Annotated in this window: 11 protein-coding genes and 1 pseudogene; all 12 read right to left on the bottom strand. The window is 61.1% G+C overall.

Annotated elements, in window-relative coordinates; translation table 11 throughout:
• Positions 1-93, bottom strand: a pseudogene (locus AXW11_RS20835) (contractile injection system protein, VgrG/Pvc8 family); the annotation flags it as partial.
• Positions 94-174: 81 nt separating this feature from the next.
• A complete protein-coding gene (gene tssM, locus AXW11_RS08345; protein WP_091643209.1) occupies positions 175-3759 on the bottom strand; it encodes a type VI secretion system membrane subunit TssM in 3585 nt (1194 codons plus the stop codon).
• A 34-nt stretch (positions 3760-3793) separates the two neighbouring features.
• Positions 3794-5230, bottom strand: coding sequence for a type VI secretion system protein TssA (gene tssA / locus AXW11_RS08340; RefSeq protein ID WP_091643207.1), 1437 nt, complete (start codon positions 5228-5230; stop codon positions 3794-3796).
• 50 nt (positions 5231-5280) lie between these two features.
• On the bottom strand, positions 5281-5934 hold the full coding sequence (vasI, locus tag AXW11_RS08335) for a type VI secretion system-associated protein VasI (RefSeq protein ID WP_091643204.1): 654 nt from the start codon (positions 5932-5934) through the stop codon (positions 5281-5283).
• Entirely contained in the window at positions 5931-7496 is a 1566-nt protein-coding gene (locus AXW11_RS08330) for a sigma-54-dependent Fis family transcriptional regulator (protein WP_091643215.1), read from the bottom strand. Before AXW11_RS08330 ends, vasI begins: the two co-directional genes overlap by 4 nt.
• Before the next feature lie 169 nt (positions 7497-7665).
• The gene (gene tssH, locus AXW11_RS08325; RefSeq protein WP_177190636.1) at positions 7666-10308 is read right to left on the bottom strand and encodes a type VI secretion system ATPase TssH; all 2643 of its coding nucleotides are present in this window, start codon (positions 10306-10308) and stop codon (positions 7666-7668) included.
• 10 nt (positions 10309-10318) lie between these two features.
• A complete protein-coding gene (gene icmH / locus AXW11_RS08320) occupies positions 10319-11146 on the bottom strand; it encodes a type IVB secretion system protein IcmH/DotU (RefSeq protein WP_036211235.1) in 828 nt (275 codons plus the stop codon).
• Positions 11147-11149: 3 nt separating this feature from the next.
• Positions 11150-12484 carry a type VI secretion system baseplate subunit TssK gene (gene tssK, locus AXW11_RS08315; RefSeq protein WP_075195790.1) on the bottom strand — a complete coding sequence of 445 codons (1335 nt, stop codon included), beginning with the start codon at positions 12482-12484 and terminating at the stop codon, positions 11150-11152.
• Complete coding sequence (tssJ, locus tag AXW11_RS08310) at positions 12484-13017, bottom strand: type VI secretion system lipoprotein TssJ (protein WP_091643198.1); 534 nt, start codon at positions 13015-13017, stop codon at positions 12484-12486. The genes tssK and tssJ overlap by 1 nt, the downstream gene beginning before the upstream one ends.
• A complete protein-coding gene (tagH, locus tag AXW11_RS08305) occupies positions 13014-14348 on the bottom strand; it encodes a type VI secretion system-associated FHA domain protein TagH (RefSeq protein ID WP_091643196.1) in 1335 nt (444 codons plus the stop codon). Before tagH ends, tssJ begins: the two co-directional genes overlap by 4 nt.
• A gap of 41 nt (positions 14349-14389) precedes the next feature.
• Positions 14390-15406, bottom strand: coding sequence for a type VI secretion system baseplate subunit TssG (gene tssG, locus AXW11_RS08300; protein ID WP_036211243.1), 1017 nt, complete (start codon positions 15404-15406; stop codon positions 14390-14392).
• Positions 15370-17142 (bottom strand): type VI secretion system baseplate subunit TssF, encoded by a 1773-nt coding sequence (gene tssF / locus AXW11_RS08295; RefSeq protein WP_091643193.1) that lies wholly within the window; start codon positions 17140-17142, stop codon positions 15370-15372. Before tssF ends, tssG begins: the two co-directional genes overlap by 37 nt.
• Between the last annotated feature and the right edge of the window lie 16 nt (positions 17143-17158).

Here is a 17158-nt window from a genome sequence, read left to right as displayed (position 1 = left end):
GTACTCGGTCAGCTCGAAACGGGCGACCACGAACAGGTCTTTGGGGAGTTGGCCAAGGGTGGCCGTGAACTGCAGTCCGGTTGCCTGGGGCATGTCTTCGATCCTTGAAGCAGTAAAATCCTGAACCGCCAATACGGAAAACGTCCTGTTTCCGTATTGGCTCTGGTGCATAGTCTAATACAGACTGCGTGGCATCTGGTACCCCGCCAGCAACTGCTGTGTGAACGGGTTGGTATTACTGCCCGCATGCAGGCGATAACGCATCTCGCCATCGTCCAACGCAAACCGCACATCCACGGCACTGCTGCTCACGCCGGTGATGTCGGCTTCGTCCAGCAGGCGAAACAACGCCCAGGGGCCGTTTTCCGAAATACTGCGTGGCGAGCGGTTCACTTCCGTGGGCACCAGGGTCACCCGGCTCTCAACCGAATCCCTCAGTGTATTGGGCCACACCAGCGGAATGCTCTGGCTGGGGCCGTGGCTGAATTCGACCAGTTGCCCGTCCACGTTCATCACGCTGCGGCGCTTGTTGGAAGACAGGTGCAACGGCTCCAGTGCAAACTCGACATCCAATGAGCCGCTTCGCGTGAAGAAGGCACGGCGGATATTCTCAGCCTTCTCCAGCGAGGCCAGCACATCACGACGAACCAGGCTGGCGCGCTTGGAACCGGCAATGTGTTCCGGATGGTCTTCCAGAAACAGCTTCAGATTGTCGTTGTAAAACTGGTCCAGCACACCGTCCGGCGCAAAGAAGCGCTCGAAATCTTGCAGTGCGGCGTCGCGGCCGGCGCCCGGATTGAACGGGTAATGCCTGGCCAGACTCTGCTGGAACGGCTGGTAGACTTCCTGGTACCACTGGCGTTCCAGCTGCGCCACAGCCTGATCCAGCACCACGCGCCAGCTTTCCGATGCCAGCTTCTCAAGCATACGGTCCAGCGGTGCCGGCTGATTTGAGGCTACCCGTTGCAGGGTGAAGATCGGGTCCGCGCCTTGCAGGCCCATCCGGGCACGGGCGGCGGAAAGCGCAGCCTTGCCACGATCCGGTGCTTCCTGGATGCCACGCAGATAGGTGTGCAGGTTCTGAACCACGTCCATCACCTGTTCCATATCGCTGGGGTTGTCACCCCGTTTGTCGATCAATGCGTTCAGGTCGGTGAACTGTCGTTCAATTTCCTGAACCATTTGGAAGTGGGCGGACTGCTCCATCACTTTGCGGGCCGCTTCGGCTTCTTCACTACCACCGGGAATCAATCGGGTATTGGCGGTAACCTGCGCCAGCAACTGATTCAACGGCTCGTGACCGCTGGTCAGGCTTTCCAGAATACGCACACCATGGTTAAGGTCGCTGAAGCTCTGGATGTCCAGCCGGCTCAGCGCCCGACGCCAGCTCGCCACGTAGTTTTCCGCGTACAGGGATTGCAGTTGCGCCTGCAGCCGCGCTTCATCCGCCTTGCTGAAGTTCACATCGTCCCGACGGCCCAATACCCAGGCATCAACCAGAGCCAGTTCCGTCACCGAGCCGGATTTGCGCAGGAACCAGGAATCCAGGCCCTCACGGGTCAACAGTGATGGAATCACCACCGGATCTTCCTGTTCGGTGTTCTCCTCATCAAGAGGTTCGCCGAACTCATCCAGGCGTACGAACACGGTGCTGAAGGCCGGTCCGGACTCCCGGGCCAGATCCAGCGGTGAGCGGAAGTTCTGCTCCGCTTCTTTCTCCAGATCCCGATAAACCCGGTCCGGAGTCGCAATGCGGCCGAGCTCGTGCTGAGCCCATTGAACACTGCTGCGGAAGGGGGCCAGGGCCATGTCCGCGGTCTTGTCACCCGCTTCCACCCTCTGGTTCAGGTCCGTGTGCAGCATCGCATAGTCCAGGTGGCTGAGCAGCCGTTGTTGCAGATCCCGCTGCGCCGGGTAGGCGCGTTGCCAATAATCGCTCATGTAGCTGTGAACAATGTCCCGGCGGCGGCCACTGGCATCGTAGAGCATCCGCAATACACGCAAGTGGTCGAGGCGCTCAGAGCTGGTGTCCGGGGCATCGCTCATCTCTTCCATCACGCCCAGCATCAGCGCGGGCATGAACTGGTAGGCCAGCATGTCCAGGTAGGATTCTTCCACTTCCGGACCAACCTTGTGGCCTTTATACAGGCCCATATCCGCCACGACAGCCGGTTCCGCCCGGTAATCACCAAACGCCAGGGTGGCTTCCCGCAGCTGGTCCAGAGGCTCCAGCAAATTGCGGCCAGTGGTGTCAGGTTCGTAGCCGATGGGGCGCCAGTTATCGATAAAACTGCGTACCCGCTCCTCCACCGCGGTAGCGGCCTGTGCATTTTCGATAAAGTAGTGCTGCCATCCGGCGGTCATACCCAGGCCGGCGGCAACGGCCACGACGGCCGCGACAGCAATGCGGCGACGCCGACTACCAACCACTTTCTGGTTGTCACCAGCCAGGCCCGCTTCGCGATAGATAATGTTGGGAAACAGCTTTTCGGTGAACAGGCTTGAGGACTGCCCACCACGCTGAGCCGGCTGTATCGGGCTGGCAAGCCCATAATTCGCGGCAGCGGCTGAGACAAACGCATCTTCCGGCACGCCTTCCTGAACCACGGAGGTGAAGTAGGTGCCTCGCACCAGGGCCGGCGTTGAAAAGGCATCCGCAGAAAGCAGGTCTGCCAGGAACTGCTCAAGCACTGGCTTCAGGCCGGCCAACTGGCGGGTAAAGGAATAAGCAGCGGCACGCTCTTCAGCATCCCTTGTGGCAGACAGCACATCCGGAAGCCGCTCACCGAGTTGCTCCGCGAGTTTGCTGAAGCTTTGGTCAAACTCGCCCAGCCAGTCGTCGGCATCCAGTTGGCCGTCCAACTGGAAGGTAAAGCCCAGGGGCTGTTCACGCTCGGCTTTGGAGAGTGTGCGGGCAAATGGCGCAAACCCGTAGAGCAGGTCCATTTTGGTAAAGCTGATGTACACCGGCAACTGGGAGCCCAACTGCTCCATCAGTTCCCGCAGCCGGGTACGGAGCAGGATGGCCTGGGCCTGGCGCTGCTGTTCATTGCCAGTGCTCAGACGGGCAAGATCAACCGCCAGCACAATGCCATTCAAGGGGCGCTGGGGGCGGTTCTTTTCCAGCCAGGTGATGAAGTGGGTCCACAGCCGCTGCTGAATTTCGCTACTGGCGCCTTCACCGTCATTCTGGCTCAGCAGTTCGCCGTCCGGGTCAATCAGTACACCGTTGTCGCCCACCCACCATTCAAAACCGAAAGGGTTACGCTCGGTGCGAGGATTGCGGGTGACGTTGGTGAGGGTGTATGTCTGCCCTGAGCGCTGGATGAGGCTGGTTTTACCAGCGTCTTCCAGGCCCATCACCAGGTACCAGGGCAAACGATAGACACCCTTTCGGCCCGGCAGGTTGCTCTTGAGTTCCGTCAGGCGGCGATCAAGCAGGCGCTGCTGACGCCGTTCCAGCGGCAGGATGGGATCTTCCTCTTCCTTCTGCTCTTCCGCCTTGGCGACGTTCACTTTACGCAGCTTGCGCGCCAGCATCATGCCCCAGACCATGGCCACCAGCAGTACCACCACCAGCGTCACCAGGGCACGCATCTGCCAGGCCGCCAACGGGTATTCACCGCCGAGTTCCAGGCGCGGGCCCAACCACCAGGTTGCGGCCAGCAGTACCACCACACCCAGCGCCAGGGTAATCGGCGCCGCACTGCGCACAAAGGGCAGTATCCGTCGTCCAATGAGTAGGGCTTGTCTCCACATGGTGTCCATTCCTGTCAATTTGATCCGTCAGTTGTTATGCGAGTCTGTCCAGCCTGGCCACCAGGCCGGGCTCCCAGTCTTCAAGATTCATCCCGCGGGTCTGCTCACGCAGATCCTGCACCTGTTGTTTCGCCAGGCTTTTCATACCGCTGTCTTTCATCAACTGGCTGCTCATCAGCCGCCAGTAAAACCGGTCACGGGGCTCGCGCGCGGAATCCAGGCCTTCTTCCAGCAGCTTCATGGCCGGCGCCAGACCCTTCTGATCCAACACTGACCGGGCATCCTCGTAAGCCTGTTCCCAGGCACTCGCGCCGCCTGCGGCGCCACCTTTCGCCGGGCCGCTGAGCATCCAGTCGGCTACCGCTTTGGGCAGAAAAGGCGTGCCGTCGTTAAAGGTCATGTCCGCCAACTCTGGCAACCGCTCAACGAAGGCTTTGACCGCCGTGCGGATAGCTTCGGCACAGGTCTCGTGCCCCAACGCAGACGCCACTTGTGCGCTTAACCAGTGGCCCTCCAGCCAGAACGGACTGACCGACAGGCTTTGTTCGATACGTTGCCAAAGCGCCAGGTCCGGGGTTTTGGACAGGCTCTCGCGATAGTCAGCCACCCTGTCGGCGCTGACCGCCGCCAGATCGCTCTTGATGCCGTCGCGTGCTGGTGGAACCGAAGTAATGGTCTGCCAGATGGCGTAACGGCGGAGCTGATAGCCCAATGCATCGGCGGGCGTGGTTTCGGTCAGCATATCCGCCACTTTAAGCAGGCTCTGGCGGGTGGCCCGCTCATTGGCGGGGTCCAGGGTCAGGCTGCCCAGAGACGCGGAAGAGGTGCTGCTGGCTTGCGACGAAGAGGCGCCGGCCGATGACGTACCCGTGGTTTCGGTATTCTCGGTGGCTTCCGACGGCCTGGGCGTATCAGATGGCGATGGCAGTTTTTCCACGGCCCGACGCAAGTCCACCAGGCCGTCATCCGGCAGCTCCAGTGCACTCGCCTGTTCCAGCAGCTTGGCGAGCGTGGTCAGGCAGAATTCCCGGCCATCGCCCACGCCGCCGTCGAAGCTCAGTGCCGACACTTCCTTGAGGGCCCGTTGCAGAATCTGGGTCATCAGCATCTTGCGGGCGCGTTTGCCCTTGTCGCCCGGATAAGGCCAGGCATCGTGCCACCAACTGTCCAGTACCCGGTGCAACAGGTACAGCGACAGCGCAAACCGTTCACCGTTGCCGCCACGCTGCAGGCACAGCAGAAGAAATCCCAGCACCTTGAGATCTTTACTGGTGTCTGACAGCAAGCGAAGCGATTCACTCTCCACCTTGCCCCATTCAACACCGGTGTGGGCCAGCGAGCCCACTTTCATGATTTCGTTCTCAAGGTATTCCATGGTGGGGTCGTCCATCAGGTTTTCACCCGTGGCGCTCTCACCGGAAAGCCTATTCAACACCTGTTCAACGTATGGATGCTGCTCTACTGCCTGCATGTCCAATCCCTGTCTTTGCAAATGGCACTACACATTCTTGATAAAGATCACTACCAGCCACACGCTTCCCGCAGTGGCTCAAGGGTTTCCCGAAACCCGGTCAGGTCGAACATCAACCCGTCGACGACGCCACTGGACGACGCCACAGTCACTCCGGACGCGGCCGCCATGTTTCGCACGGTTCGGATAGCGGGTAGCCCCCGACCACCACTGATCACGAAACCGTCGTCCCGGGCGCGCCAGATCTGAAGGCCCTGGCCAAAATCGACGGTGACCCGTTCCTCTTTCACTGCCTCCGGCATCATCAACGTCAGTTCGGTGATGTTGTTGTGACACTGCACCGCCAGCAGCGGCCTCGGCGGTTTGACCCCAAGGGCACTGAGCGTCAGCAGATGTCCTGCCAGCTCCGAAGTATTGCGATACAGCGGGCCGTCACCCGGGCGGCGGCGCTGTTCCTGAGCAAAGGCCTGGCGCCAGCGCTCGGGCTGGTTGCCAACGATGGCGTCTTCAACCGCCACTGAAAACGGGGTACCAAACACCTCGTCAAAACACGCCAACCGTTCCAGGCGCTGGCTCTCTTCGGTACACGCCATGGCCTCGGCCACCTGGGGATTGCCCTGCGCATTGGCAGCCAGAGACATCGTCGTACCAAGGGCGCAGAGCACAATGGCAAGGAGGCTGTTACTTCGAATACTTGGGTTCACGCTTCTGTCACCTGATACTTCAGACATTTATGGGCCAGGGTGCGCTTGGGCAGCCCCAGGCTTTCCGCTGCCTGGGCACGGTTGCCACCGTACTGGCGCAGGCGTTCACGAATGATGGCAGCCTCGAACGCCTGGGCCGCGGCCCGAAGGTCGTCCACTTCATCCGCCAGGGGCATGCCCGGTACGGCAGTCCCCTGAAAGTCACTGGCCACACAGGTTTCCTGGCTCGGAAACAGGTCATCCAGGCGCAGTACTTCCGGCTGGATATCGTCACCCACCGGTGTTTGCAGGCAGGCAAACTCAACAATGTTCCTCAGTTCCCGGGCATTGCCGGGAAAGTTATATGCCGCCAGCATGCCCAAGGCATGGCTGCTGATACCCAGTGGGCCGGCGCCCTCGCGGGCCGTGTACTCACGGATGAAATGCCGGCACAGGGGCTCCAGATCTTCCGGGCGCTCCCGCAATGGCTTGACCCGCAACGGGAACTGGCTGAGCCGGTAGAACAGGTCGCGGCGGAACCGGCCCTCTTCGATGCAGTCACTCAGTGGCTGATGGGTGGCCGCGACCAGTCGAAAATCAGAGTGTTGTTCCTGCTGAGCTCCGAGTGGGCGGAAGCGTCGGCTTTCCAGCACCCGCAGCAGTTTGGACTGCAGAGCCATGGGCATGTCGCCGATCTCATCCAGGAACAGGGTGCCGCCATCCGCTTGCGCCAGCAGACCTTCCTTGGCTCGGTCGGCACCGGAAAACGCACCCTTGGTATGGCCAAAAAGTTCACTTTCCAGCAACGAGTCCGGGATGGCGGCGCAATTGACCACCACCAAGGGCCCTTCGGCCCGATCCGAAAACCGGTGAATGCCCTGGGCTACGAGATCCTTGCCGCAGCCGGTTTCACCCTGCACCAGAACCGACAGCTGACTACCGGCGGCCCGGACAATCTGGGCGCGAAGGTCGGTCATGCCTTTGGAGTTGCCAACCAGAGTGGTCGCCAACTCTTCACAGCGCTGGCGTACGGCTTCTGCGTCGTGGAGGTGGTCGAGGGAGCGCTTGAGCATGCGCCGCTGCCAGACCTGGTCGCTGGTCTTGAGCTGGCTGACCCATTGGTGAGACAGCAGGGTTAACAAACCGCGGTACAGTGGCTGGGCGGTGATGCCGTCCCATTCGGGTTCTTCATTACACAGCACGAGGATGCCAAGAGTGCGGCCGTCTTCGCCTTTGATGGGTTCCAGCCAGAATGAGCGGGGCCGGTTGCTGGCGTCGACCAGGGCCTGGAAGCCCGGATGATCCAGGCGGTAGCTCGCGGCCCGTGACAATTCCCTGGGTTTGCCCTGTTGCAGCAGGTGGGCAAAGGGGTGGCTGAAGTCACCGCAGTCGAACTCGCCCTGCTCGCCCAGTGCCGCGCAGTGGAGCGTGCGGCCGCTGAGGTCGAGTTCGAGCGACCAGCAGCGGGTGAGGCCGAAGGTGTTTTCGAGTTGCCGTGAGGCGACTTTTAGCAGGGTTGGCAGGTTGTCCTGCCGGAGCAGTTCAACCGCCAGGTCTATGCCGGTGTGCAACTCCGTCTGCATCCGTCCCATGTTTCTATTCCCTGAGATGTTGAGTTCGCCGACCGCAGGCCCTGTGGCTCGGCTTTCCAAAACACGCTGTGAATACATCCTTGTACGCTCCGCTCCGCCATCCATGGCTCCGCAGGGTTTTGGAAAGCCGAGCCCCAGCACCCGCTACTTTCGCGTTGCCTTAGGCAACGGTTCCGGTGAACTTGTTATCTTCAACGCCAAGGGTCACTTTGGCGACCGGCTCTCTCGCTGCCAGCTTTTCCAGCAGTGCCAGTGATACTGGCGGCAACAGTTCACCCTCGATAATCGACTCCAGCATCCTCGCGCCGTTTTCACTGCGTGTCGCACGGCTGCGGATGGCTTCTACCAGGCCGTCTTCCAGTTCCACTTCAGTGTGGTAACGGTCGCCGATCTGGGTGGCCAGGCGGCCGAGTTTGTCGGCCACGATGCGGTTGAGGGTGTCCTCGCCCAGCGGCAGGTAGGGCACGACTTCCATACGTGCCAGCAGTGCCGGTTTGAAGAAGTCGGCCAGTTCCGGGTACAGCGCTTCCTCGATCTTCTCCGGCTCGTCCGCGTGTTTGACGATGGTCTGGTAGCCCAGGTTCGAGGTGAGGAAGAACACCACGTTCTTGCAGTCGATCAGGCGGCCTTCGCCGTCGGCCAGTTCGCCTTTGTCGAAGGCCTGGTAGAACAGGTTAAGGACTTCCGGGTGGGCTTTTTCGACTTCGTCGAGCAGCACGACCGAATAGGGTTTCTGGCGGATGGCTTCGGTGAGGATGCCGCCTTCGCCGAAGCCCACGTAGCCCGGGGGTGAACCGATCAGGCGGGAGACGGTGTGTTTTTCCTGGTATTCGGACATGTTGATGGTGGTGAGGAACTGGCGGCCGCCGTAGAGCAGTTCGGCCAGTTGCACCACGGTTTCGGTTTTACCCACACCACTGGGGCCGGCCAGCAGGAAGGCGCCCATTGGGCGACCCGGGCGACGCAGGTCGGCGCGGGCGGTGAGCAGGTGCTGGTGCAGTGCACCAATGGCGGTGTCCTGGCCTTTGATGTGCGATTGCAGATACTCCGGCAGGCGGGTGATCTTTTCCAGCTCGTCGGCGGTCATGCGGTTGACCGGAATACCGGTCCAGTCGGCGATGACTTCAGCCACCTGGCGGGCATCGACACGGGCGTGTACCAGTGGCTCGTCGGCCTGCAGCTCTTCCAGTTCCTGTTCGATGGCGGCGGCTTCGCTTTTCAGGTCAGGGCGCTCTTCGCTGGTTTCCGGCGTGGCGTCTTCCGCTGATACATCCGCGTCAGTCTCGGCAGTGTCCTCGCTCAGCAGTTGCTCGCGAATGTCGACGAGACGCGCCACCAGTTCCCGCTGGTCATTCCAGCGCTGTTCCAGTTCTTCCGCTTCCTCACGCAGGGTTTCCAGGCGCTCCACCAGTTCGTTTTCACGCTGGTGGTCGATGGCCTGCCCGAGTGTCTGTTCGCGGGTCATCAATTCCTGTTCCATGCCCAACTGGTGCAGTTCACTGCGCACGTGGCTGAGGCGGCGCGGAGGCGTGCTGAGGTTGAGGCTGACCCGTGCACAGGCGGTGTCGAGCACGTCGATGGCCTTGTCCGGGAGCTGACGGCCAGCGAGGTAGCGGGCAGACATGTCGGCAGCGGCTTTCAGGGCGCTGTCGGCGATCAGGACCTGATGGGCCTTTTCGTAGACAGTGCGCAAGCCACGGAGGATGTGGACCGCTTGAGCCGGGGTTGGCTCATCCAGCGCGACGGGCTGGAAGCGGCGGCTCAGGGCTGGGTCTTTCTCAAAGTATTTCTTGTACTCGCGCCAGGTGGTGGCGGCGATGGTCCGCAGCTCGCCACGGGCCAGGGCCGGTTTGAGCAGGTTGGCGGCGTCGGAGCCACCTTCACTGTTGCCAGCGCCGATCAGGGTGTGGGCTTCGTCGATAAACAGAATGATGGGGGTCGCGGAGCTTTTCACCGCTTCAATCACGCCTTTCAGGCGTTTTTCGAACTCGCCCTTCACCGACGCACCGGCCTGCAGTGCCCCCATGTCCAGAGTCCACAGTTCCACGCCCGTCAGGCGCTCCGGCACATCGCCATTGACGATACGCAGGGCCAGGCCTTCAACAACGGCGCTTTTGCCCACGCCGGCATCGCCGACAACAATGGGGTTGTTCTTGCGACGACGGCAGAGGATGTCGATCATCTGATCGATTTCGGTGTCGCGGCACACCACTGGGTCCAGTTTCTTTTCCCGGGCCAGTTTGGTGAAGTCGGTGGCGTAGCGCTTGAGCGGGTCCATGTCCACCTGCGCCTGATTGGCGGCACTGGGGCCATCCTCAGCGCGAGGCTGTTCGACCGAGCCGCGGGTCATGGAATCGAACTGGCGGCGCAGCTGTTCGCGGTTGATGTCTTTCAGACGCTGACTGACCTGGGGCATCAGGTAGCGGTCTGCGTTCATCAGCAGTGCCAGCATGATGGCACCGGAGCGCAGGTCGGTGTGGCCCAGTTCAGTGGAGGCAATCAGCCAGGCGTCCTGCAGCAGTTCGATCAGCAGCGGCGAGAACGACGGGTACGGCTCGGCGGACTGAGGCTCGCCGTTCAGGCTGTCCCCCACCACCGGTTGCAGCGTGTGGTGATCAATACCGGTGCTTTCCAGAATCTGGCGCACGTCCGTAAACGGAGTTTCCAGCAGTTTGAACAGCAGGTGGGCCGGAGTGATTTCCGCACCCTGGCGGCTGATGCACAGGGCCGCCGAGCTTTCCATTCCCTGGCGACAAATCTCGTTGAGGCGCCCAATCAGCGCCGGCAGTTCTACCCGAATCACAGTGATCTCCTTATTTCGGGAGTTGTTCCAGTACGCTGAGCACATCCCTGATGCGTTCGTTCAGCGCTATGTTGTAAAGCGTGTATACCCCGGCCATGGCCGCCACAAACAGTCCGCCAATGCCCCAGAGGGGCAGGCCTGTCCGTAGCCGGTTGCGAGCCGGGGTTACGTTGTCCAGTGCGCGGGTCAGGGGCTGCGGTTCCTCGTCGCGACGCAACCCGCGAATCTGTTCATACAGCCCACGAATAATCTGTTCGTATTCGTCCCGGCCGTTGGTCATTACCTTGTAGCGGCCCTCGAATCCCAGGCACAGGCACAGATAGATGAACTCCAGCATGTCGCGGTAACGTTCCGGTTCCTGCTCCATGCGGGCGGTGATGGCGAACACCTTCTCGCCACCCCAGGTTTCGTTGTGGAAACGGGACAGCAACGAATGCTGGGACCACACGCTGTGGGCACCCCAGTCGGTGCCCAGCACGGCTTCGTCAATAAAGGCGCAGAGTACGTAGCGATAGGCCACCACCGTCGGCCGCTCGTAGCCCTGCTCCACCAGTTCCCGATCAATGGCGGCCACTTCGTCGACCACCTGCTGGTACAGGTTTTCCACACCGTGGAAATCCGCCAGCCGACGCACCCGGATTACCAGCCCCAGCAGGGGCGTCGCGGCATCAATCAGCCGGTTATCCTCCAGGCCCCGCAGCTGGAACTGGTCATTACCGAAGCCCTGATCGCCCACGCGACCATCGCGGTTACTGTCCGCGAACATCAGGTCATCAAACGCACTGCCACCTGCTTCCGTGTTGCCATTGGGTGAATCCATCACCGGTGCATCTGCCATGATTTAGCTCCTGATTGCCCAGAACTGCATTTCCATTCCCGGGAAACTGCCGGCCACGTGGAACGCAAAGCCGCTGGCGTTGTCGAGCATCTGCCAGGCCTGGCTCTGGTCGTCCAACCGGAAGTACACGAACCCGGCGTGATACGGCAACTGACGGGGCGCCACCGGCAAGGCCGACAGCGGAATCCCCGGCAATTGCAGGCTGATGAGATCGCGGATTTTCTCCACCGACGCCACCTTGCACTGCTGGGTGAACTGCTTGCGCAGATCGTCCAGCGGCATGTCCGCCTTCACTGCCAGGATGAACTCGGCCTGGCCGATCAACTGTGCATCCTGGACCGGCGCCACCGTGAGGCCGTACTGGCGTTGCTGCAGCTGGATAGCCAGCGCGCGCGGCTCCAGCACCGTGCTCAGTGATTGCCTCAGTACCTGCATCAGCGGGGTGAAGGAATCCTCCGGCAGGTCGTGATCGTACGCGGTGTATTCCTGGGGCAGGCGGTTTTCATCGGTAAAGGTCACCAGTTCGCCGCACAACTCCAGCAACGCCTCGTAGAGCCGCTCCGGATGCAACTGACGCAAACGCGCCAGATGCAGGAAACGGGGATGAGCGCGATTAAGCATCTGCAACAGCATGAAATCCGCCACATCCGCGACGCCACCCTGCCCCGGGGCACCCACGCGCTCGGCAATGTTCTTGGCCCGCTCACGCATCAGCCCGGCCATTTCCCCGACGAAACGCTGAAGCCGGGGCGCTGCCCGTACACTGAGCATGGTGGGGATGAAGTTCGGGTCCATCACCAGGCTGCCGTCCGGGCGCTTTTCCAGGATCCGGCCAATGGCCAGGGCCGCGTAGGCACTGCGATCGTCCCGTTCCAACATCAGTTTCGGGGCCACCCGGGCCACGTCGATGGTGTGGGAGTCTCCGTCAATGGAATGCAGGTCCCGGACTTCCTCGCTCTGGGCCCGGAAACGGCCAGCGATGGCGGCTTCCGGCCACTCCACTTCCGCCAGGCTCTCGCTGCCCAGCGGCAGGGCCAGGTAAACAACCTGATTGGCCACGGAGGCATCGGTGATCTCCAGGGGTTCCGGCATCACGTCGTCCTGGGGCAGGCAGAAACGGGTGCCGTCCGGAAACAGGCCGCTGGCCCGTACCAGGCCTACCCGGCCAAAGCTCAGGTATTCCGCGTTCAGCTCCAGATCACTGAAACCGTACAGGTAATCAGAAATGGCCAGGGCTCGTTCGTTGATCTGGTGTTCCAGGTAACGTTGTTGCTGCTGGAAGTGCTGGGGTTTGATGAACAGCCCATCACTCCAGACGACTCGATTCGTTGCAGACATCAGGACTCATCCGACCTTCTGAGTTGAACTTCACGCTCGCGCAGATTGACCAACAGGTGGTACCGACCGCCGATGGGATCCACCTTCACCACCTTCTTCCACTGAGACAGGTTGGGATAGGCGTAGAAGGCGATCACACCGATAAAGCGCGTATCCTCGGCGATTTCGAACGGCTCAATGAACTTGAACTGCCCCGGCACCAGGGTGTAATCGCTGTGGTCGACGTAGTTGCGACCCAGGGACGGCTCCAGTTCGCCCAGCAACTGGTCGAAATCTGCCGCCATCAGGCGCGAGCTGTCCCGCATCTGGATGATCTGGAAGGCGATGGGTGTCGGCGCCAGGGATTCGTTGGGGTTCACGTCCGGCTCCGCCAACATGGTCAGGTCCACGCGGCTTGGCAGCTCATCCGGGTAACCCACAGGTATGTCCGGATCCCACATCACCTTGGCGGTCTTGGTAACAGCGTTGTAGGGGGTGCTACACCCCACCAAAACGAGAATGGCGACCAGCAAACTCCATTTGCAGTACTTCACGACAGGTTCTCCCTCTGTAATTGACGCAGTTGTTGATCGTAAGCCTGTTCAAACACCTCCTGAAAAAGGCGCTCAAAACCCTGCTGACGACTGGAACTCAGTTCCCGGTAATAGTGTTGGTACATCTCCCATGCCCAGTTGCTTTCATCTTCGTCGGTTTTCAGGCCCCGGCGGTAACCATGGAACCGGCGCAGCAATGCCTCGGGTGAGAAAGCGTGGAGAATGGCATCCAGCCCCTCGCGAATGGCGGTCTGGGTAGCGAGCTGATGATGGTGAAGGCTTTGCAGGCTCTCACTGACCGCCGCCGGTGCGGACAGATGAACCGGGCTGCGCTGGCTGGCGAACAGGGTCTGCACGGTCTCGTTGTAGTCTTCGCCCAGGCGCAACGGATTGTCCTCAATGGGCTGCAAGCGGGTGCGCAGAGCCTGATGGCGGCTGTCCTCACCCTGATGCAGGGCCAGCAGGCCTTCCACGGTGGCTTTCAGGGTCTGGCCAGCCTCTTCCAGGAACAGGCGCATTTCGTCGCTGTCGGCGAAGCCCAGATCGGTATCCATGCCGCGCAACAGCGGCGCACCGCTGATGTGTTGGCGGCTCTGATCACTGGTCTCCCGGCGGCGGGCCGGCTTGGTGGTCTCTGACATCCTGTCACCCTCTCCTTTTCGCATGGGCAAGCCCATGGCTACGTCACGGTTCTCGCGATACTCGTCGGTTACGGCACCCTCGCTGGCGTACCACTCTGGCTTGTCCGCCAGCAGGGACTCCCGGTCACGGCTTTCGGCCACATCAGCGTGCTGGCTTTCGCCATGGGGGGCTGACCAGGCCTGCAGGGGATCGTCGCTGAAGGTTTCACCCGGCGCCGGCTGCAAACCGTGCAGCGGCTCGTCGCCAACGGTTTCCAGTTCACGCTCCTCGGCGCGCATCAGCTCGCCCTCGTCGACATTGACCAGAGTGGCGTCCTCAACCTCTTCCGGCAGGGTACCGTCCTGGCGCCGGCCGCTAAGTACCTCTGCCTTGAGCTGATAGCGACCAATGGTGATGGTGTCACCACTCTTCAGGCGTGCCCGGCGGCCCCGGCCGACTGGCTGGGTGCCGCTGTTGATATAGGTGCGGCCGCTGCGGTCAATGAGGCAGAACACGCCGTCCATAAACCGAACTTCTGCATGGCCGCCAACAGCACCGGTGCGGTGTGAAGACAGCTGCCAGGTATCACTGCCGGCACTGCCGATTGAGCCGCCGCTGATCCCGAACACGTGTTCCCGGGCCAGGCCGCTGGCAACCTGGGTGGGATTACTGACCACCAGTTTCAGGTTATGGGTTGGTTGATGTTCCATATCCGGTTTCCTTTATTAACCTGCTAAGCAATCCATAGAATTCAGCGGCGAATCTGCAACCGCACCGCTGGCAGCTTCCGGGCTTTTTCCGGGGTGACAAACGAGTTCCAGCCCAGCCGCACATCCGCGCCCAACTGCATTGGCTTTACATCCCTCGGGCGCATCTGCAGTTCCAGGTCGTAAGCCAGCTGTTCCCGGGTGACAAACTCCACCAGCTTCACCAGCCGGTCGTGGTCGTCGCCGTTGGGCAGAAAATCCGCAAATCGCTGTCGGTCGAGGTTGCGGATGCGCAGGATGAATTTGCCGCTGCGATCGCGAATGCCCGAGCCTACCAGCGTGTCCTCACCGAGGGCGGCGTTGGCCTGCCCCAGCCGAGTTTGCTGATCCTTCGGGATCTCCACCCGACGCAATACCCACTGCTCAATGCCGACATCGTCCAGATCAAAGCAATGACCGATGATGCCGCTGACCACTTCCGGAGAACGGCTACGGCCCGCCATCATCCCGGCATAGGCCAGCATCTTCGACCAGTTAACCGGTGTTGCCGCCCTGACCTGCGGGTCACCGAGACCCACCAGGGAGAAAATATGCTCGGAGAAGCCGTCAGAGGCCTCCGGCTGAAACCGCACGTAATAGCGATACTTGCGCCACGCCCGATGAAACAGCGTCACCAGCCGGTGATTGAAGAAATCCAGGAAGTGGCGACGAATGCCCAGGTTCTGCCCCGCCTCCCAGGCCAGGTCCTCCAGGTAATAGCCTGGCAGGGGCGACTGGGAACCGTGCAAGCCCAGGAAACTGACTTCCAGTTGATAGGGCGCGTGCTCGTGCTCCGGCGACGCCGCCGACACCACATCACTGCCGGGAAAACCCAGGCCGGCCGACGCGGAGAAGCGGATGCGCTCCCGCTGTGGCTGCTCGTCCTGGGATCGTTCCAGATCATCACCGTGGTGACGATGGATCAAATCCACCAGTTGGAAAAAGCTGTAGCGCCGTGCATTGCCCAGAACGGGTTGCAGCTCGGCTACATCAGAGGCTGCTGCCCTTGTTGTAACGTCCATGTGTACCGTTCCTGATTGTCTGTATTCACCACTTCCAATTGGTGAAAGGCGTTAATACTGGCGTAAAGTGCGAAAAACTGGCTGAGTACCGTACCAAACAGGTACAAATCGCCTTCCGAGGCGAACGACTGCTGATCCAGCCGCATCACCGAGCGAATACCCCGCACCGGCAACCCCCGCACCATCCGATCCACCGGCGTGGTTTCGATGTCCAGGATGCCGGCCAGGCGCTTCTGGGATACCCGCTCCGCCTGGCGATCCACCAGGGCGCGAAAATCATAAACCCGCAGTACCGTGCGCAAGGCGTCCACATCCAGCAGCGACAGGTAGTTCAGCGACAGGTTGGAGATCAGTGTCCACAACAGGCTGCCATCCAGTGTCGGCCGCAGGGTGTGCGTGGGCCGGGTAATGTTGCTGAATGAGGCGAATGCCGGCGTGGTTTCTGTCGCCATGCAGATCTCCCCCACCGCCAGCTGATGCGGTAACTGACGGTTGGTGCAGGTCAGAGTCAGCGATACCGCTTCCTGCCGGTTCAGGCACTCGGACTCGTCACCGCGCACGAAGGATATGTAGTGGTCAAAGCCATCCCCACGAACGCTCTCCCGGGCTTTCACCCGGTAGTACAGGGCGGTGCGGCCACGATCCCGCTCCACCTCATGTTGAAAACTCTCAAACGCGGTATACAAACGCGGCTCTCCGCGTCCGGACCGGCCTTCCAGCCAGCCCTCCACCTGCTCAATACTGAATACTTCGTAGTGCTCCGGCGACCGGCTGGACGGCGCAATCCGGTACTCCGTCTGGCGGCCGTTCAGGTCCACCGGGTCGGCTTCGTGGGTAAACAGGTTGATGGCCGGCGTGCAGTAAAGCTGGAAATTCTCCGCACGAATCTTTGCATCCGGCGGCAGGATACGGCTGAAGTGAAACCGCAGACTGATCTCATCCGCCTGCACCGCTGGCAGCCGTGCTTTCAGGCCCTGAATATCCACAAACCGGAAAGCTTCCGGAAAACTCAGGAATTCCTGCAGAATCCGGTAGCCCGGATAGGCGTTCTTCGGGTACGGCAACAGCGCCTCGTCGTTAGCGAACCCGACGGGCTTCAACTGGCTGGCCGGAACGGAAAACACCGAATCGCCCACCACCAGTTCCATACGCTGCAGGTAATGGTTCAGCCACAGGTACAGCGTCTCGGAAATATGGCTCTCGCCGCCCAGGTAAAAACGCAGGTTGTCCAGCCCCAGGGACGACAGCGGCTGGTCGGTGTGCAACGCCAGGTCGACGGTGACGGAAGACACTTCCCGTGAGTGCTCTGCGTGAGCATCCGCCACGCTGACTGGAAACACGTCCACCGCCCGACAGGTACGGAACCGGCACTGGGTCTGACGCGTGGCGTCTCCCAGCGGGCGGCTCTTGATCTCGGTATGCCGATCCACCCGCTGACGCTCACTGATGGCGTGCAACTGCGGATCAAACCGCATGATGGTGCAACTGGGCACTGGCCGCAGATAGTTCGGCCACAGCATGTTCAGCAGCGAATGCGTCAGCTCAGGAAACTCGTCCTCGACCTTCTCCCGGAGCTTCCCGGTCAAAAAGGCGAAGCCTTCCAGCAGTCGTTCGACATCCGGGTCAGTACTCTGCTCAGAAAGAAACCGGGTCAGCTGAGGATGCGCATCCGCAAACTCTCTGCCCTGTAGCCTGAGAAAACTCAGTTCGTCCCTGTAAAATCGATTCAACTTCATAACGACTACTACACCA

It is taken from the genome of Marinobacter sp. Hex_13 (assembly GCF_001566815.1).
Lineage (GTDB): Bacteria > Pseudomonadota > Gammaproteobacteria > Pseudomonadales > Oleiphilaceae > Marinobacter > Marinobacter salarius.
Note: the sequence above shows the minus strand (reverse complement) of the source record. Positions and strands in the feature narration are given on the sequence as shown.